This is a genomic window from Nocardia brasiliensis, from assembly GCF_042691675.1.
Lineage (GTDB): Bacteria > Actinomycetota > Actinomycetes > Mycobacteriales > Mycobacteriaceae > Nocardia > Nocardia brasiliensis_D.
Map to the genome: position 1 here is coordinate 7,764,515 of NZ_CP170507.1, position 15,768 is coordinate 7,780,282.

The 15,768-nt window shown below is 67.6% G+C and carries 15 protein-coding genes; 9 read left to right on the plus strand and 6 right to left on the minus strand.

Translation table 11 applies throughout. From position 1 onward, the window contains the following. Positions 1–64: 64 nt before the first annotated feature. Complete coding sequence (locus tag ACFK0J_RS35840) at positions 65–1,405, plus strand: TerD family protein (protein ID WP_378743262.1); 1,341 nt, start codon at positions 65–67, stop codon at positions 1,403–1,405. Positions 1,406–1,408: 3 nt separating this feature from the next. On the opposite strand, the gene ACFK0J_RS35845 is transcribed toward ACFK0J_RS35840, so the two are convergent. Further along, a complete protein-coding gene (locus ACFK0J_RS35845; protein WP_378734131.1) occupies positions 1,409–2,077 on the minus strand; it encodes a TetR/AcrR family transcriptional regulator in 669 nt (222 codons plus the stop codon). Positions 2,078–2,227: 150 nt separating this feature from the next. On the opposite strand from ACFK0J_RS35845, the gene ACFK0J_RS35850 reads away from it, so the two are divergent. The 4 genes from ACFK0J_RS35850 (at position 2,228) to ACFK0J_RS35865 (ending at position 7,254) form a co-directional block, all read left to right on the plus strand. Beyond that, the gene (locus ACFK0J_RS35850) at positions 2,228–3,766 is read left to right on the plus strand and encodes an amino acid permease (protein ID WP_378734132.1); all 1,539 of its coding nucleotides are present in this window, start codon (positions 2,228–2,230) and stop codon (positions 3,764–3,766) included. Positions 3,767–3,824: 58 nt separating this feature from the next. Then, positions 3,825–4,577: a DUF1989 domain-containing protein gene (locus tag ACFK0J_RS35855; RefSeq protein ID WP_378734133.1), complete on the plus strand. Its 753-nt coding sequence runs from the start codon at positions 3,825–3,827 to the stop codon at positions 4,575–4,577. Further along, the gene (locus tag ACFK0J_RS35860; protein WP_378734134.1) at positions 4,574–5,185 is read left to right on the plus strand and encodes an urea amidolyase associated protein UAAP2; all 612 of its coding nucleotides are present in this window, start codon (positions 4,574–4,576) and stop codon (positions 5,183–5,185) included. The genes ACFK0J_RS35855 and ACFK0J_RS35860 overlap by 4 nt, the downstream gene beginning before the upstream one ends. Before the next feature lie 95 nt (positions 5,186–5,280). After that, positions 5,281–7,254: a 5-oxoprolinase/urea amidolyase family protein gene (locus tag ACFK0J_RS35865; protein WP_378743264.1), complete on the plus strand. Its 1,974-nt coding sequence runs from the start codon at positions 5,281–5,283 to the stop codon at positions 7,252–7,254. Positions 7,255–7,258: 4 nt separating this feature from the next. Here the strand turns inward: ACFK0J_RS35865 and ACFK0J_RS35870 are convergent, their stop codons facing one another. Then, the gene (locus ACFK0J_RS35870) at positions 7,259–7,411 is read right to left on the minus strand and encodes a hypothetical protein (RefSeq protein ID WP_378734135.1); all 153 of its coding nucleotides are present in this window, start codon (positions 7,409–7,411) and stop codon (positions 7,259–7,261) included. 87 nt (positions 7,412–7,498) lie between these two features. Continuing rightward, a complete protein-coding gene (locus ACFK0J_RS35875; protein ID WP_378734136.1) occupies positions 7,499–8,647 on the minus strand; it encodes an epoxide hydrolase family protein in 1,149 nt (382 codons plus the stop codon). 63 nt (positions 8,648–8,710) lie between these two features. On the opposite strand from ACFK0J_RS35875, the gene ACFK0J_RS35880 reads away from it, so the two are divergent. Further along, positions 8,711–9,661: a helix-turn-helix transcriptional regulator gene (locus ACFK0J_RS35880; RefSeq protein ID WP_378734137.1), complete on the plus strand. Its 951-nt coding sequence runs from the start codon at positions 8,711–8,713 to the stop codon at positions 9,659–9,661. An 11-nt stretch (positions 9,662–9,672) separates the two neighbouring features. Here the strand turns inward: ACFK0J_RS35880 and ACFK0J_RS35885 are convergent, their stop codons facing one another. Next, the gene (locus tag ACFK0J_RS35885) at positions 9,673–10,689 is read right to left on the minus strand and encodes an NAD(P)-dependent alcohol dehydrogenase (RefSeq protein WP_378734138.1); all 1,017 of its coding nucleotides are present in this window, start codon (positions 10,687–10,689) and stop codon (positions 9,673–9,675) included. Between the two features lie 92 nt (positions 10,690–10,781). Here ACFK0J_RS35885 and ACFK0J_RS35890 point away from each other — a divergent pair, with 92 nt between their 5' ends. Then, a complete protein-coding gene (locus ACFK0J_RS35890) occupies positions 10,782–11,450 on the plus strand; it encodes a TetR/AcrR family transcriptional regulator C-terminal domain-containing protein (RefSeq protein WP_378734139.1) in 669 nt (222 codons plus the stop codon). Between the two features lie 26 nt (positions 11,451–11,476). Here the strand turns inward: ACFK0J_RS35890 and ACFK0J_RS35895 are convergent, their stop codons facing one another. Further along, the gene (locus tag ACFK0J_RS35895; RefSeq protein WP_378734140.1) at positions 11,477–11,947 is read right to left on the minus strand and encodes a MarR family winged helix-turn-helix transcriptional regulator; all 471 of its coding nucleotides are present in this window, start codon (positions 11,945–11,947) and stop codon (positions 11,477–11,479) included. Between the two features lie 109 nt (positions 11,948–12,056). On the opposite strand from ACFK0J_RS35895, the gene ACFK0J_RS35900 reads away from it, so the two are divergent. Further along, positions 12,057–13,196, plus strand: coding sequence for a GDSL-type esterase/lipase family protein (locus ACFK0J_RS35900; RefSeq protein WP_378734141.1), 1,140 nt, complete (start codon positions 12,057–12,059; stop codon positions 13,194–13,196). Between the two features lie 42 nt (positions 13,197–13,238). On the opposite strand, the gene ACFK0J_RS35905 is transcribed toward ACFK0J_RS35900, so the two are convergent. After that, positions 13,239–13,847: a TetR/AcrR family transcriptional regulator gene (locus ACFK0J_RS35905; protein ID WP_378734142.1), complete on the minus strand. Its 609-nt coding sequence runs from the start codon at positions 13,845–13,847 to the stop codon at positions 13,239–13,241. A gap of 70 nt (positions 13,848–13,917) precedes the next feature. Between ACFK0J_RS35905 and asnB the strand changes: the two genes are divergently transcribed. Beyond that, a complete protein-coding gene (asnB, locus tag ACFK0J_RS35910; protein WP_378734143.1) occupies positions 13,918–15,756 on the plus strand; it encodes an asparagine synthase (glutamine-hydrolyzing) in 1,839 nt (612 codons plus the stop codon). Positions 15,757–15,768: the final 12 nt, after the last annotated feature.

The window sequence follows — 15,768 nt, forward strand, 5'->3', positions numbered from 1 at the left end:
GGCGCGGCCGCCACACGCGCCGGGACACCGGCCACTCGTTTCCGATACGTTGGCAAGTGTGTCGATGACAAAGGGCTCCAACGTGCCGGTGCCGACGTCCGCCGTCCGGATCGAACTGGGCTGGCAGGGCGGGCCCGGGGTGCCCGACGCCGACGCTTCGGCGCTGCTGCTGGCCGCCGGAAAGGTGCGGACGGACGCCGACTTCGTCTTCTACAACCAGCCCGCGCATCCATCCGGCGCGGTCCGGCACGAGGGCAAGCAGCAGGGGCCGACCGTGCTCGACGTGCTGTCGGCGAATCTGGACCAGGTCGAACCGCAGATCGACAGCATCGTGCTGGCCGCGTCCGCGGATGGCGGCACCTTCGGCCAATTCCATGGTCTCTACGTGCGTTTGGTGGATCCGAGCACCGGCGCCGAGGTGGCGCGGTTCGACAGTGTCGGCGCGAGCACCGAGACCGCGTTCGTGCTCGGCGAGCTGTATCGGCGCCAGGGGGCGTGGAAGTTCCGCGCGGTCGGGCAGGGCTACGACTCCGGATTGGCCGGTCTGGCCACCGATTACGGCATCTCGGTCGATGATGCTCCGGCACCCGCCGCGCCGCCGCACCAGTTCGCTCCGCCGCCACCGCCCGCCGCGCCGCCGCATCAGTTCACCGCCCCGCCGCCACCGGCCCCGCCCGCTCCGCAGTACGCGCCACCGCAACCCGCGGGTCCGCACGTCGCCCCACCGGCCGTCCCGGGGCAGCAGTCCGGATCGGTCGCTCCGCCGCCGGACGCAGCGGTCAATCTGAGCAAGATCTCGCTGACCAAGGAAGCGCCCTCGATTTCGCTGACCAAGCAGGGCGCGACCGGGGGCGTGATGCGGATCAACCTGAACTGGTCCGGTGCCACCGACAGCCGCCGCGGGTTCGGCAAACGCAAGCGCGGTCTCGATCTGGACCTGTGCTGTTTCTGGGAGCTGACCGACGGCACCAAGGGCGCCATCGGCCCACTCGACGGGTTCGGCTCGTTACAGCAGGCGCCCTTCATCCAACTCGATAAGGACGATCGGACCGGCGCCGTCGCGGCAGGCGAGAACCTCGACATCAACCTCGACCACACCGCACAGTTCCGCCGGATTCTGGTGTTCGCCTCGCTGTACGAAGGCACCGACGATTTCCGTGGCGTGCACGCCACGGCCACGCTGTACCCGGTCGGCTCGCCGCCGATCGAGATGTCGGTGAGCGGGTGCACCGACAATTCGCGGGAGATGGTGCTGGCGTTGATCGAAAACGTCAATGGGGAGTTCGTGGTTCACCGTCAAGGGGTGTTCATCCGCCCGCCTGCCCGGCGCCCGCTGTGGGGCAAGATGGAAGTCGACAAGGCCTACCGCTGGGGCCTCGAGTGGGGACGTAGCGCGGGGAAGTAGGTCTCAGGCCGGTTCGAGCTGAGCCAGCAACAGTTGCGCCCGGCCACGCAGCGCGTCCAGGTCCCCGGGCCAGCCGAGGACCCGCAGCGCCGCCTCCGGGATCGTCCGCTCCGCGTAGACCGGCGCGCTGCCTTCGTCCGAACGCATATTGATCACCATCTCGACCAGCCGAAACGGCAACGCCGCCGCGCCGACAATGCCCGCGCCACCGGCTTCGGCCAGCACCGAGGCCGACAACGTCTCGTAGTGCCCACGCAGTTCGTCGCGCCGTAGCCGGAACGCGGCGAACCGCTCGGTGCGCAGTTCCGGAAGCAGATACAGCGCACCCAGATTCCACCGCGCCGCGCAGAGTTGGCGCACATCGAACCAGGCGAGCGCATACAGCCGCGCGGGGGCCGGTTCCCGCACATCGCGCAATCGCTCCGCGAGTTCCAATGGGGCAGCTATGGTTTCGACAAGCAGCGCATCGAGGATGTCGTCCTTGGCGGCGAAGTGGTGATAGAGCGATGCCTGACGGATGCCGACCGCGTCGGCGACCACACGGGTGGAGGTGTTCGCATAACCATTGGTGGTGAACAGCTCCCCGGCAGCGTCCAGGATCTCGGCGCGCGGCGTCTGGCCGCGACGGCGTCGCTGCTCCACTCGAGGACGGCCGGGGCCGAAGTTTGCCACAAGGTTCATTCTGGCAGGTCTCCGCTGAGCCGATCCGCAACGCAGGCGTTACCCGGGTTACCGAAAGCGATACACGCGGGTCATCGAAAGCGCGATCGCCACCGCAAAACTGTCACCTGATAGGTATTGGCCGCTCGCCGAAGGACCCTCATGGCCACAACGTTCGCCCCCGCCCCGCCGCCCGACGCCGGCCGGGACGCCGCCGACCTCGCCCGATTCGGCTATCAGCCGGTCCTGCACCGCAAACTCGGCCGCTACGCCTCGTTCGCGGCCGGGTTCTCGTTCGTCTCCATTCTCACCACGATCTTCCAGTTCTTCGGCTTCGGCTATTCGTTCGGCGGCGCCGCCTTCTTCTGGACCTGGCCGATCGTGTTCGCCGGACAGTTCCTGGTGGCGCTGAACTTCGCCGAATTGGCTGCGCGCTACCCGATTTCGGGCTGCATCTATCAGTGGTCGCGCCGCCTCGGTGGCGAGCTCGTCGGCTGGTTCGCGGGCTGGATGATGGTGATCGCGCAGATCGTGACCGCTGCCGCGGCGGCGATCGCACTGCAGGTGGTGCTGCCGTCGATCTGGCCGGGGTTCCAGCTGATCGGCGACGACACCGCGCTCACCTCGTCGTCCGGCGCGACCAACGCCGTGCTGCTCGGCAGCATCCTGCTGGTGGTCACCACGGTCGTCAACGTGCTCGGCATCGCCCTGATGTCACGGATCAACTCGATCGGCGTCACCGTCGAGATCGTCGGCGTGCTCGCGATCATCGCCCTGTTCTTCACGCACACCGAGCGCGGACCCGGCGTGGTGCTGCACACCGATCAAGCGGTACCGGGCGCGTACTGGGCCGCGTTCCTGGTGTCCGGGCTGATGGCTGCCTACGTGATGGTCGGCTTCGATTCCGCCGGTGAGCTTTCCGAGGAAACGAAGAATCCGCGCCGGGTGGCGCCGCGCACCATCCTGGCCGCGCTGGCGGTCTCCGCGCTCGGTGGCGGACTGCTGCTGCTCGGCGCGCTGATGGCCGCGCCGAGCCTGTCCGACGGATCGCTGGCCACGGACGGCCTGGCCTACGTGCTCACCTCGAAACTGGACAGCCCGGCGGGCAAGGTACTGCTCGGCTGCGTCGCGGTGGCGATCACGGTGTGCACCTTGGCGATTCAGACCGCGGGTGCACGGCTGATGTTCTCGATGGCACGCGACGGGAAGCTGCCGTTCGCCCGCGGCCTGGCCGCGGTACATCCGCGCTTCGGTACGCCGGTGCTGCCTGCGGTCGTCATCGGTGTGCTCGGCATCGGCCTGCTGGTACTGAATCTCGGGAATGCCGCGATCTTCGCGACGCTGGCCAGTGTCTGCATCGTGACGCTGTACCTGGCTTACCTGTTGGTCACGGTGCCGCTGCTGGTGCGCCGGTTCAAGGGCATGCCCGCCGACGAGGCCAGCGAAACCGGCCTGTTCAGCTTGGGCCGCTTGGGATTCCCCATCAACGTGCTCGCCGTGCTGTGGGGCATTGCGATGGCGGTGAACCTGGCCTGGCCGCGGGCCGAGGTGTACACGCCGAACGGCGGCGGCTGGTGGATGCAGTGGGCCGCGCCGCTGTTCGTGCTGCTGGTGGTTGCCGTCGGAGCGGTCGTCCACCGGTTGGTCGCCGGTTCGCGGGACATCGCCGAAACCTCCGACGCCACAACACGATCCGTCTGATGTGCAGCGTGGTGGTGCTCCCGCCACCACCGCACAGCGCCCGCCGAAGGAGGCAACAATGGCCAGTACCTCATCCACCACCGGTGCCAAGGCGCACGCGCGTTCGCAGGCGGCCACCGCGACCGTCGCGGAACCGGATCTGCCCGATGGTGTCGAGTCCACGAGAATCACCTTCACTCAGCGCGTTCCGGGCGGGGGCTACGCGAATGTCGTGCTCGGGCGCGGCACTCGGGTCCGGCTGGCCGACCCGGCGGGCGCCGCGTGCGCGCACATGCTTCTGATGCGCGCCGAAGCGCCGTGGGAACGGCTGAATGTCGCCGACACAGTGAAGGTTCCGTGGCAGGCCTACCTCGGCGACGGGCATCCGCTGCTGTCCGACCAGGGCCGCGTTCTCGCCACCGTGCTCACCGATACCTCGGGCAGGCACGACGCCCTGTGCGGACCGACTGCCGAGGCGCGCCAGCTGCTGCGCCTGGGCGGGGCCAAACATGGTCTGCAACCACGCGATATCGGACCGACGGTGTCGTTCTTCCGCGGCGTGCGCGTCGAATCCGACGGCGCGCTCACCGCCACCGGCAGCGCCGCCCCCGGTGCCTCGGTCGACCTGCTGGTGCACCTGCCGGTGATCCTGCTCGTCGCCAATGCCGCGCACCCGCTCGACGACCGCGCCACCACCGATCTCGATGTCGTCGCCTGGGCCGCGCCGAAGGATCTGGCCGTCGCGCACAGCAGCGATCCGGAATACCAACGGGCCGTGGAGAACACCGAACGAGCCTGGTCGGCCGCACGCACGACGGAGGTAAGTCGATGACGTCTCGCACCATCGTGCTCGACGAGACCGTCCCCGCCCGCTCCCCCTGGTCGGCGGTGGTCGCGGCGGGCGACCAGCTGGAAATCATCGATCTGCACGGCAACCAGGCGGTCGACTGCCTGTTGTATTCGGCGGCCGATCACACCGACCGCTACAGCGCGCAGGCTACCGTCGCCGCGCAGCGCAACATCTTCCTCACCACCGGCAGCGTGCTGCTGACCGATACCGGAACCGCCTTGATGACCGTCGTCGCCGATGAGGTAGGCAACCACGACACCATCGCGGGCGCTTGCTCTCAGGAGTCGAACACGCTCCGATACGGGCACCACACCCGCCACCAGCACGCCTGCGTGGAGAATTTCCTCGCCGTCGCCCTGCACTGGGGCCTCGGCAAACGCGACCTGGTGTCGAACATCAACTGGTTCATGAATGTGCCGGTGGAAGCCGACGGCACGCTCGGCATCGTCGACGGATTGTCCGCTCCGGGAAAGAAGGTCACCCTCCGCGCCGAGATCGATACGCTGGTCCTCGTCTCCAATTGCCCGCAGATCAACAACCCCTGCAACGGTTTCGACCCGACGCCGATCCGCATGGTGGTGTCGCGGTGACCATCACGGAACTGTCCGACGGTACGAAGCGCACGGGCAATCCGCTCGAAACCAGCAGGTGTCCGCCCACGACCGTCGAAGTCATCCGTCCGGGAATGCTGACAACAGTGCAGGATTGGCCCGGGCGAACCGGATACTGGCACGTCGGAGTCCCACCGTCGGGACCGATGGACGATCCGTCGTTCCGGCTCGGCAATCGGGTACTCGGCAATCCCGAAGGCGCGGCCGGGCTGGAGTGCACCCTCGGCGGTCCGGCGCTGAAGTTCTCCGCGCCGACCTGGGTGTGCGTCACCGGCGCACCGACCGACGTCACGGTGGACGGCGTTCGGGTAGAGCAGTGGCGCACCGTTCGAGTCCCCGCGGGCGGCGTCCTCGACGTCGGTGCGGTTCGTGGACCCGGCATGCGCTGCTACGTACTGCTCGGTGGCGGCATTCAGTTGCCCGAATATCTCGGCAGCGCGGCTACATTCACCCTCGGACGGTTCGGCGGCAGAGACGGTGATGCCCTGCGCGTCGGTGCGGTCCTCCCGCTCGGTCCGCAGCAGGGCCGCGTCGCGACCGCCGTCCCGATGGACGACCAGCCCGCGCTGTCCAGGCGTTGGGAGCTGGCGGTGACCGAAGGCCCGCATGGTGCGCCGGAGTTCTTCACCCGCACCGACTTCGGCACCATCATCGGCACCGACTACCGGGTGCACTTCAACTCCGACCGCACCGGCGTGCGGCTGATCGGCCCGAAACCCGAGTGGGCACGCACCGACGGCGGTGCGGCCGGACTGCACCCCTCCAACATTCACGACACGCCGTATTCGGTTGGCGCGCTGGACTTCACCGGCGACACCCCGATCCTGCTCGGCCCCGACGGCCCGAGTCTGGGCGGCTTCGTCTGCCCGGTCACCGTGGTCGCCGCCGACCGCTGGAAGCTCGGGCAGCTCACACCCGGCGACGCCGTGCGTTTCGTGCCGATCCGTAGCCATCGCGCCGCCTCGGTCCGCGAGCTGGGACCCGCCCGCCGCGCCGCTTGGCCCACCGTGCTGTCGGCGGGCGGCGACGGTGACGACGGAATACTGCGCCGTACCGACGTCGACGACGAGACCGGCGTGACCTACCGCCGGGCGGGCGACGACGCTGTGCTCGTCGAATACGGCACCATGACACTGGACCTCGGCCTGCGGGCCCGTGTGCATGCGCTGCATCAACACCTGCTCGCGGCACGCGTCCGCGGCGTGACCGAACTGACCCCCGGTGTCCGATCGCTACAGATCCGGGTCGACCCGCAGGTATTGCCGGTGGCCGTTCTGCTCGATCTGCTGGCCGAAGCCGAACAGCTTCTGCCCGCCGCGGATCAGCTCGTCGTCCCCAGCCGCACCGTGCACCTCCCGCTGTCCTGGGACGACCCGGCCACTCGCGAGGCCATCACCCGCTACATGCACGGCGTCCGCGCCGACGCCCCCTGGTGCCCGTGGAATATCGAGTTCATCCGCCGCATGAACGGATTGGCTTCGGTAGCAGACGTTTACGACACCGTCTTCGACGCCGAATACCTCGTCCTCGGCTTGGGCGACGTGTACCTCGGCGCCCCGGTTGCCACCCCGACCGACCCGCGCCACCGCCTGGTCACCACCAAATACAATCCCGCTCGCACCTGGACGCCGGAGAACGCGGTCGGCATCGGTGGCGCCTACCTGTGCATCTACGGGATGGAGGGGCCCGGCGGCTACCAATTCGTCGGCCGGACCACCCAGGTGTGGAACCATCACGCGGGTCCGCTCGGCGGTAGCCCCGGTGCGGACCGGCATCCCGACGGCGGCGAAACACCGTGGCTGCTCCGCTATTTCGACCGGATCCGCTGGTACCCGGTCGCCGCCGACGAGTTGCTCGAGCTGCGCGCCGATTTCGCCGCGGGCAACGTCGAGGTGCGCGCCGAAGACGGCGAGTTCCGCCTCGCCGACTATCGCGCTTTTCTGGCCGCCAACGAGGGATCCATCGCCGACTTCCGCGCGACGCAGGCAGCGGCCTTTGCCGCCGAACGGAACTCATGGCAGCTGGCCGGGGAACTCACCGCCGGATAGCGGCTCACCAGCCGAACAGCTCTGCCATTTCGATCGATTCGTCGTCCCAGGCACGTTCGATCGCTTCGCGCTCGGTGGCCGGAAGTTCGGGCGACCACCCGCAGCGGCGCCAGAAGTCTTCCCGGTGTTCCTGGCTCAATGGTCTCGGTTTGTCCATGGCTGCACCTCGCCGACGGTCCTGCTCTCATGATTGTGGGCCTGCTCCGGCGGCGACATGCCGGAACAGGCCCACGGACTTCAGGTTTCAGCGCAGGTCGCGGAAGAACTCGCGGATATCGGTGGTGAGCAGCTCGGGCTCCTCCATAGCCGCGAAGTGACCGCCGCGGTCGACGTCGTTCCAGCGGACGATGGTGTTCTCGGCTTCGGCGTACTTGCGGATGCCGACATCGTGCGCGAAGACCAGCGCCGCGGTGGGCACACCCGAGTTCACCTGCCGCGCTCCCCACGGCGCGTCCTGCGCGTAGCCGACGTAGGCCGACGAACCGGCGGTTCCGTTGAGCCAGTACAGCATCACGTTGGTGAGCAGCCGATCCCGATCAATGATCTTGTCCGGGTCCACGTTTCGCGGATGTGTCCACTCCCGGAACTTGTCCATGATCCAGGCGAGCTGCCCGACCGGCGAATCCACCAGACCGTAGGCCACCGTTTGCGGGCGGGTGGACTGGATCGCTATGTAGCCGAACTCTTCCTGCATGAACGCCTCGATCCGGCGGATCCGGTCCCGCTCCAACTCGGTCAGACTCGCCAACTCCTCCTCGGACAGCGGCAGCGTCGGAATGGGGCCACCGTTGATATGCACTCCGGCAACGTGTTCCGGCGCGACCCTACCGACCTGCGGACTCACCGCGGCCCCGATGTCGCCGCCCTGCACGCCGTAGCGCTGGTAACCCAGTCGGTGCATGAGTTCGACCCAAGCCGCACCGATCCGCTCGATCGTCCAGCCCGCCTCGGTCACGGGGCTGGAGAAACCGAATCCGGGCAGTGACGGAATCACCAAGTGGAAAGCATCTTTCGGATTGCCGCCGTGTGCGCGGGGGTCGGTCAGCGGTCCGATCACGTCCAGGAACTCGACGATCGAGCCCGGCCAGCCGTGTGTCATCAGCAGCGGCAGCGCATCCGCCTCGGGCGAGCGGACGTGCAGGAAGTGGATGGTCTGCCCGTCGATCTCGGTCGTGTACTGGGCGTAGGAGTTGAGCCGTGCCTCAGCGGCGCGCCAGTCGTACTCGGTGCGCCAGTAGTCGACCAGACCGCGCAGCCAGGTGGTCGGCACGCCGGTTGCCCAGCCGTCGCTGGGCAACGGCGCGGGCCAGCGGGCGTTGTCGAGTCGACTGCGCAGGTCATCGAGCTGCTGCTGCGGGATGTCGATGCGGAATTCGTGGATCTCGTCGCTCATGAAACAGACGATATGAGCCACCTAGGACGACTTCGGCCCTAGGTTTCCGGCAGACTGAAATCCATGTTGGAAACTTCCGCGAGACTGCTCCGGCTGCTGTCGCTGCTCCAGACTCCCCGCGACTGGACCGGTACCGACCTGGCCGAACGTCTCGAGGTCGACGTGCGCACCGTGCGCCGCGACATCGATAAGCTGCGCAACCTCGGCTACCCGGTGGATGCCACCCCCGGCGTCGCGGGCTATCGGCTCGGCGCGGGCGCGAAGCTGCCTCCGCTGCTGCTGGACGACGACGAGGCGGTGGCGGTCGCGATCGGCCTGCGCACCGCCGCGGGCGGCACCATCACCGGCATCGAGGACAGCTCGTTGCGGGCCCTCACCAAGCTCGAACAGGTGCTGCCGTCCCGGCTGCGCCGCCGCGTCGGTCTGCTGCAGTCGGTCACCGTCACGGTGCGCGACGGTGGGCCGACCGTCGACCCGGACACGCTCACCGCGATAGCCGGTGCTATCCGCGATAATCACCGCCTTCGCTTCGACTACCGAAGCCACGACGGGACAGCGTCTTCGCGCACCACCGAACCGCATCGCCTCGCGCACGCGGGCCGCCGCTGGTACCTCATCGGCTGGGACGTCGACCGCGCCGACTGGCGCACCTACCGAGTCGACCGCCTCCACCCCCGCATCCCTACCGGTCCCCGGTTCACCCCCCGCGAACCGCCCGAAACGGACCTGTCCGGCTATGTCTCCCGGGGAGTATCGGATTCGCCGTACCGCTACTCCGCGCGCATCACCCTCGCCGTCCCCGCCGAGACCGCAGTGGAGCGCATCGCCCCCACCGTCGGCGTCATCGAAGCGGTCGACACCGACACCTGCATCCTCCGCACCGGCTCGAACTCCCTCGACGAACTGGCCATCTACGTGGCCACTTTCGGCTTCCCGTTCCGCGTCCACGAGCCACCCGAACTCATCGCTCACATCCGCGAACTCACAACCCGCCTCGCCGAATCGGTCGACTAGAGACACGTGGCTCAGACCACGATCACCGTCTTGCCTTCGGCGTGCCCGTCGGCGAGGTGCTGCAGGGCCGCCGCGGTTCGCGCCAAGGGATAGCGCTTTTCGATCAGCGGGCGGAGTTTGCCGTCCGCGGCCAGTCCGGCCAGGAACTCGAGGTCGGCGCGGCGCGGGCGCATGAGCAGCAGCGCTATCCGCTGGCTGGTGAAAAGGTTGGACAGCAAGACTTTTGCCATCCAGAGGACCGGACCCGCCCAGTTTCCGCCGGGTGCGCCTGCCGAGGAGACGAATACACCATTGGGGGTCAGTACCCTTCGACAGTCGCGCAGCGACCGATTGCCGACCAGGTCGAGCAGCACGTCGTAGTGGAGGCCACGCGACGCGAAATCGTCGGCGGTGTAGTCGATTACGTGGTCGGCGCCGAGCGATCGGACCGCCGTCACATGGCGCGTGCTGCAGACGGCGGTGACTTCGGCGCCGAGTGCCTTGGCAATCTGGATCGCGAAAGTGCCGACACCACCCGAGGCGCCATTGATCAGCACGGACTGTCCGGACCGCAACTGCCCGACATCACGCAAGCCCTGCAGTGCGGTCATGCCCGAATCAGGCACGGCCGCAGCCTCTTCGATGGCCAGTCCGGTCGGCGCGAGTGCCAGCCGCTGCTGCGGCACGCAGACGTATTCGGCGAAGGCACCCGAATCCACCGCACCGAACACCGTGTCGCCGGGTCGGAATCCGGTGACCTCGGGCCCGACCGCCAGCACGTCGCCGGCCAGATCGTGCCCGATGATCCGATCCTTGGGTCGCCGCAGGCCGAACCCGAGACGCAACAGGTAGGGCGTTCCGGTCAACAAGTGCAGGTCGCCCTGACTCACTGCCGCGGCACGGACACGGACCAGAATTTCGTCTGCGCGCGGTGTCGGCCGGTCCACCGTTTCCGTCCGAAGTACCGAACTGGGACCGTACTGCGGCGCGACGATCGCCGTCATCGTGCTGACACCGACTGCGGATTGCGGGCTGTGGACCTCGGCCATGGAACTTCCTCGCGTGAAACGGCTACTTACAGCGTAAGTCGCTCACCCTGGACGCTACGCTTACACCGTAAGTGCGTCAAGAGAGAGGGCCTATGCCCAAGACAACCGCCACCAGCCAACGCGCCCCGCTCAGCCGAGAAAGGGTGCTGCACACCGCTGTTCGCCTGGCCGACGAGCACGGCCTCGCGGCGCTGTCCATGCGGAAGCTGGCACAGACGCTGGGCGTCGAGGCGATGTCGCTGTACAACCACGTGACCAACAAGGACGACCTACTCGACGGCATCGCCGATCTGGTGGTCGCCGAGATGGGCGTGCCCGAGGTCGGCGGAGACTGGAAGACGGCCATGCGCGCTCGGGCGACCTCCGCCCACGAGGTGCTACTGCGTCATCCATGGGCCACCGGGCTGATCGGCTCGCGATTGAATGTGGGCCCGGCCATGCTGCGCTACGTCGACGCCACCGTCGGCTGCCTGCGGGCCGCGGGCTTCTCCTATCAGCTGGCCGACCGCGCGTGGAACGCGATGGACAGCCACATCTACGGATTCACCTTGCAGGAGTCCAACTTCCCGCTACGGCCGGACGAATACGCCTCCGCCGCACAGCACTTCCTACCCCGCCTTCCCGCCGACCGATATCCGTACATGAACGCGCTGGCCCAGCTGGTGATCGACGGAAAGCACGCCGGTGTCGCGGATTTCGACTTCGGGCTGGACCTGATTCTCGACGGGCTCGAACGCCTACTGGCCGAGTCCCGCGACTAGAGCGCCGAGTCGTCGACTGGCGCCGATCAGTCGGCGCCGACGGTCGCGTCGGGATTGGTCGCGTCACGCAGAATCCGCAGCGCCGCGACGAATTCGTCGAGCTGCGCGGCCGGTAGCAGTCCGGTGAACCAGCGGTCGACCGCGGCCAAATAGTCCGGCAGCACCTGCGCGAGCCGGTCCGCGCCGGACCCGGTCAACACCGCGTACGCACTGCGCCGGTCGGCGGGGTCGAGTTCGCGTTCCACCAGTCCCGACCGCGCGAGCCGATCGACCAGCCGGGTGACGCCGCTGGTGGACAGCGAGGTCTGCGCCGCCAGATCCGTCATGCGCAGCCGCCGGTTCGGCGAACGGCTCAGTCGCATAAGGGCGTTCAAGTCCAGCGCGGACAGGCCGTGCGCCTTCCATACCGGCTCCAACTTGGTGACCACACCTTCGTACGCCTCGAACAGCAGACCCATCGTGGTCAGCCTGGGGTCGTCGAACAGGTCCACATCCATGGCATCAACCTACCCGAAGTGGTTGCCGTGAGGATAGTTGACACGAGGAATATCACGATGTAGAAAAATGCATACGCATTATTCCCCGCAACAACTACTGGAGCTCTCGATGTCTGACACCACCCGCTGGGTCGCCGGTTTCCGTTCCGCGGTCATCAGTCCGTACGAGCAGGTCAAGCTGGCGGAATCACGGGCCTTCGCCGACGAAACCGTGCGCCAGGTGCTGCACCTGGCCGGCGGCGGCGAACAGCTCCGGATCCTGCTGACAAACCGCTACGGACGGGTCCCGCTCGTCATCGGCGCCGCGCGGGTCGCGCTGCGGAAGACCGGCAGCGACATCATCACCGACACCGACACCGGGCTCAGCTTCGACGGCGCGGCACAGGTCACCATCCCGGTCGGCGGCGAGGTGCTGAGCGATCCGATCGAGCTCGCCGTCACAGCGGGCGCCGACTTGATGTTGAGCCTCTATCTACCCGAGCAGACCGGGCTCGCGACCTTCTCCCACCAGCCCAACGAAATCGCCTATGTGGCAGCGGGAAACGTCGCCTCGAAGACGAGCCTCGCGGTCGCCGAAGAGGTTCCCGCGCGCTTCTACGTCACCGGCGTCGATGTGCTCGCCCCGGCGGACACCCCGATCGCGGTGGCACTCGGTGACTCGTGGTTCGAAGGCGTCGGCTCGACCATGAGCGCGAACCGTCGCTCGGTGGACGTCCTCAACAGTCGGCTCGACCGGGGCTGGGTGGTCAATCAGGGCATCGGGGGAAATCGCCTGCTGACCAACGAAATCGGCGTTCCCGGCTTGACGCGCTTCAACCGAGACGTCAGCACCGTCCCCGGCGTCGGCACGGTGCTGATCAACTTCGGCATCAACGACCTCATCCTCGGCGGCATGTCGGGTGAACCACCCGCCACCGCCGACGAACTGATCGCCGGATTCACCGAAATCGCCCGCCGCGCCCATGACGCGGGGCTGACCATCCACGCGGCAACCATCGGCCCTTACGCTGCCTGCGTCTATGCGGGCATGCCGATCGAGGAAACGCTGCCGATCCGCCGCCAGGTGAACGAATGGCTGCGCACCACCGACGTTTTCGACACGGTGTTCGATGTCGCCCGCGCGGTCGAGGATCCGGAGCGACCCGATTTCATCCGCCCCGCCTATGACTGCGGCGACGGCATGCATCTCAACGACGCGGGCGCCCGCGCCATGGCCGAATCCGTCGACGTCGCGGCATTGTTCCGCTGAATGCGGCGAGAGCCGTTGCGCCACTACGGGTGACGGCTCTCCTCAGCGGCCGATGCCGTCGGCGGCGCGGGTCGCGTACTCGATGGCCTCCTCGACCGCGGTCGCCACCGGGCGCCCCGCCCCCATCGCGGTGCGCCCGGCGGCGAACAACGCACCACACAGCCCACCGACCAGCACCGCGGCACGCACCTCGTCCAGCTCACCGGGAAACGCCGCACATAGTGCCTTGGCCAGCCGATCCTCGACCTCGAACAACCGCTGCAATGTGGCGGCGCGCAGCGCGGGAACCGACATCAACAACCGGAGCCGGGCCGCCTCGAGTTCACCCGTCAGGTCGCGGGGGCCACCCGCCATATCCGCGATCATCGCCCGCATCGCGGCACCGAGCACCTCCCCGACGCTGGCGTCGTCCGCGCGATCGGCGATCACGGCAAGCGCTACGTCGAGGATCTGCCCACCATCGGCGAAGAGGACGGCCTCCTTGGTCGGGTAGTGATTGAAGAACGTGGCGGGCGAAACCTCCGCCGCGGCAGCGATTTCGGTGACCGTGGTCTCGTCGTAGCCCCGCTCCTCGAACAACCGATAGGCCGCCTCGGCGATGGCCGCTCTGGTGCGCTGCTTCTTGCGTTCGCGCAGCCCGGGTTCACTCATAACAGCAGCTTACTATATTCACATCAATCTTATAGTTGCTCTATCTTTATAGTGACTCTAGCATTGGGGTATGTGTGGAATCACCGGATGGGTCTCCTTCCAGCGAGACTTCTCGACAGCAAGCAGCAACACCATCGATGCGATGACGGCCACCATGGCCTGTCGCGGCCCCGACGACAGCGGCATCTGGATCGCGCCGCACGCGGCCATCGGCCACCGGCGACTCGCCATCATCGACCTGGTCGGCGGCACTCAGCCGATGACCGTCGAAACCCCGGAAGGCGTTGTCGCCATGGTTTATTCGGGTGAGGCGTACAACTTCCGGGAGCTCCGGGCCGAACTGCGCGCCCGTGGGCACCGGTGCACGACCGAATCCGACACCGAGGTCGTGCTCCGGGCCTACCTGGAATGGGGTACGGCCTTCGCCGAGCGGCTGAACGGCATGTACGCCTTGGCCATCTGGGACTCGCGGACCGATCAGCTGGTGCTGGTGCGTGACCGCCTCGGCATCAAGCCCCTCTACTACTACCCCACCGAGGACGGCGTGCTCTTCGGCTCCGAGCCCAAGGCAATCCTCGCGAACCCACTGGCGGACAGGACAATCGGTTTGGCCGGACTGCGCGAGTTGTTCGTGACCATCGCCCGGCCGGACCTGGCCATCTGGGAAGGCATGCAGCAGGTGCCGCCGGGCGCCCTGGTGACCGTCGGCCGCGAGGGCATTCGTACGAACCCCTACTGGTCGTTGCGGACCCTCGAGCACCGGGACGATCGCGCCACGACAGTGCGCACGATCCGTGAACTACTCGAGGACATCGTTGCCCGGCAATTGATTTCCGACGTGCCACGCTGCGTACTGCTGTCCGGCGGGCTGGACTCCTCCGCACTGACCGCCCTCGCCGCGCGGCAGCTGCGTGGTTCCGGCGAGCGGTTGCGCAGCTTCAGCGTCGAATTCCAGAACCAGCAGCAGGGTTTCGTGCCCGACGAGTGGCGGGCGACGCTCGACGCACCCTACGCCAGAGCCGTCGCGGCGCATGTCGGCTCCGACCATCGCGACATCGTGCTCGACGACGCCGCCCTGTCCGATCCGGCCGTCCGTGCCGCCGTAGTCGCGGCCCGCGACGTGCCTGCCGGCTTCGGCGATACCGAGGCGTCGCTCTACCTGCTGTTCAAAGCGATTCGCGAACAGTCGACGGTCGCGCTGTCCGGCGAATCCGCCGATGAGATCTTCGGCGGCTACCGCTGGTTCGCCTGTGCCGCGGCGCACGGTATGCGCACCTTCCCCTGGTTGTCGGCGCTGCCGCCGTCATTCGCGCAGCGCACCAGGTTGCTCGATCCGGACCTGACCGCCGCACTCGACCTCGACACCTACCTCGCGGACAGCTTCGCGGACGCGATCGCCGAGGTCACCCGGCTGGCCGGGGAGAGCGACCTGGAGTTTCGGATGCGACAGGTATCGCATTTGCACATCACCCGGTTCGTGCGCACCATGCTCGACCGCAAGGACCGGATGAGCATGGCGGTCGGACTCGAAGTCCGGGTGCCCTACTGCGACCACCGCCTGGTCGAGTACGTCTACAACGCCCCATGGTCGCTGAAATCCTTCGACGGACGGGAGAAGAGCCTGTTGCGCGCGGCCACCGCCGACACGCTGCCCCGCTCCGTCGTCGAACGCGTCAAGAGCCACTACCCGATCACCAAGGACGTGCGCTACACCGAGGCGGTACGCAGGCAGACGAGCGATATCCTTGCGACACACCAACATCCGGTCTTCCGGCTGTACGACCACGACGCCGTGACCAAGGCGGTCGATCGGCCCGCCGACGAAATGATCGAACCCGATCGCTTCGACCTCGAACAGTTCCTCGATTTCGCGGTCTGGCTGGACCGCTACGCGCCGACCATCACCTGACCCGGCGCCCCG

Bases quoted from the DNA above. Each gene is read 5' to 3' on its own strand.
- ACFK0J_RS35895 (WP_378734140.1), bottom strand. From the start codon at position 11,947: ATGGATGTGGACCTGTTCGACGACCCCAGGCTGACCACGATGGGTCTG.
- ACFK0J_RS35890 (WP_378734139.1), top strand. From the start codon at position 10,782: ATGCCCAAGACAACCGCCACCAGCCAACGCGCCCCGCTCAGCCGAGAA.
- ACFK0J_RS35870 (WP_378734135.1), bottom strand. From the start codon at position 7,411: ATGGACAAACCGAGACCATTGAGCCAGGAACACCGGGAAGACTTCTGG.
- ACFK0J_RS35905 (WP_378734142.1), bottom strand. From the start codon at position 13,847: ATGAGTGAACCCGGGCTGCGCGAACGCAAGAAGCAGCGCACCAGAGCG.
- ACFK0J_RS35885 (WP_378734138.1), bottom strand. From the start codon at position 10,689: ATGGCCGAGGTCCACAGCCCGCAATCCGCAGTCGGTGTCAGCACGATG.
- ACFK0J_RS35855 (WP_378734133.1), top strand. From the start codon at position 3,825: ATGGCCAGTACCTCATCCACCACCGGTGCCAAGGCGCACGCGCGTTCG.
- ACFK0J_RS35880 (WP_378734137.1), top strand. From the start codon at position 8,711: ATGTTGGAAACTTCCGCGAGACTGCTCCGGCTGCTGTCGCTGCTCCAG.
- asnB (WP_378734143.1), top strand. From the start codon at position 13,918: ATGTGTGGAATCACCGGATGGGTCTCCTTCCAGCGAGACTTCTCGACA.
- ACFK0J_RS35860 (WP_378734134.1), top strand. From the start codon at position 4,574: ATGACGTCTCGCACCATCGTGCTCGACGAGACCGTCCCCGCCCGCTCC.
- ACFK0J_RS35840 (WP_378743262.1), top strand. From the start codon at position 65: ATGACAAAGGGCTCCAACGTGCCGGTGCCGACGTCCGCCGTCCGGATC.
- ACFK0J_RS35850 (WP_378734132.1), top strand. From the start codon at position 2,228: ATGGCCACAACGTTCGCCCCCGCCCCGCCGCCCGACGCCGGCCGGGAC.
- ACFK0J_RS35865 (WP_378743264.1), top strand. From the start codon at position 5,281: ATGCTGACAACAGTGCAGGATTGGCCCGGGCGAACCGGATACTGGCAC.
- ACFK0J_RS35875 (WP_378734136.1), bottom strand. From the start codon at position 8,647: ATGAGCGACGAGATCCACGAATTCCGCATCGACATCCCGCAGCAGCAG.
- ACFK0J_RS35900 (WP_378734141.1), top strand. From the start codon at position 12,057: ATGTCTGACACCACCCGCTGGGTCGCCGGTTTCCGTTCCGCGGTCATC.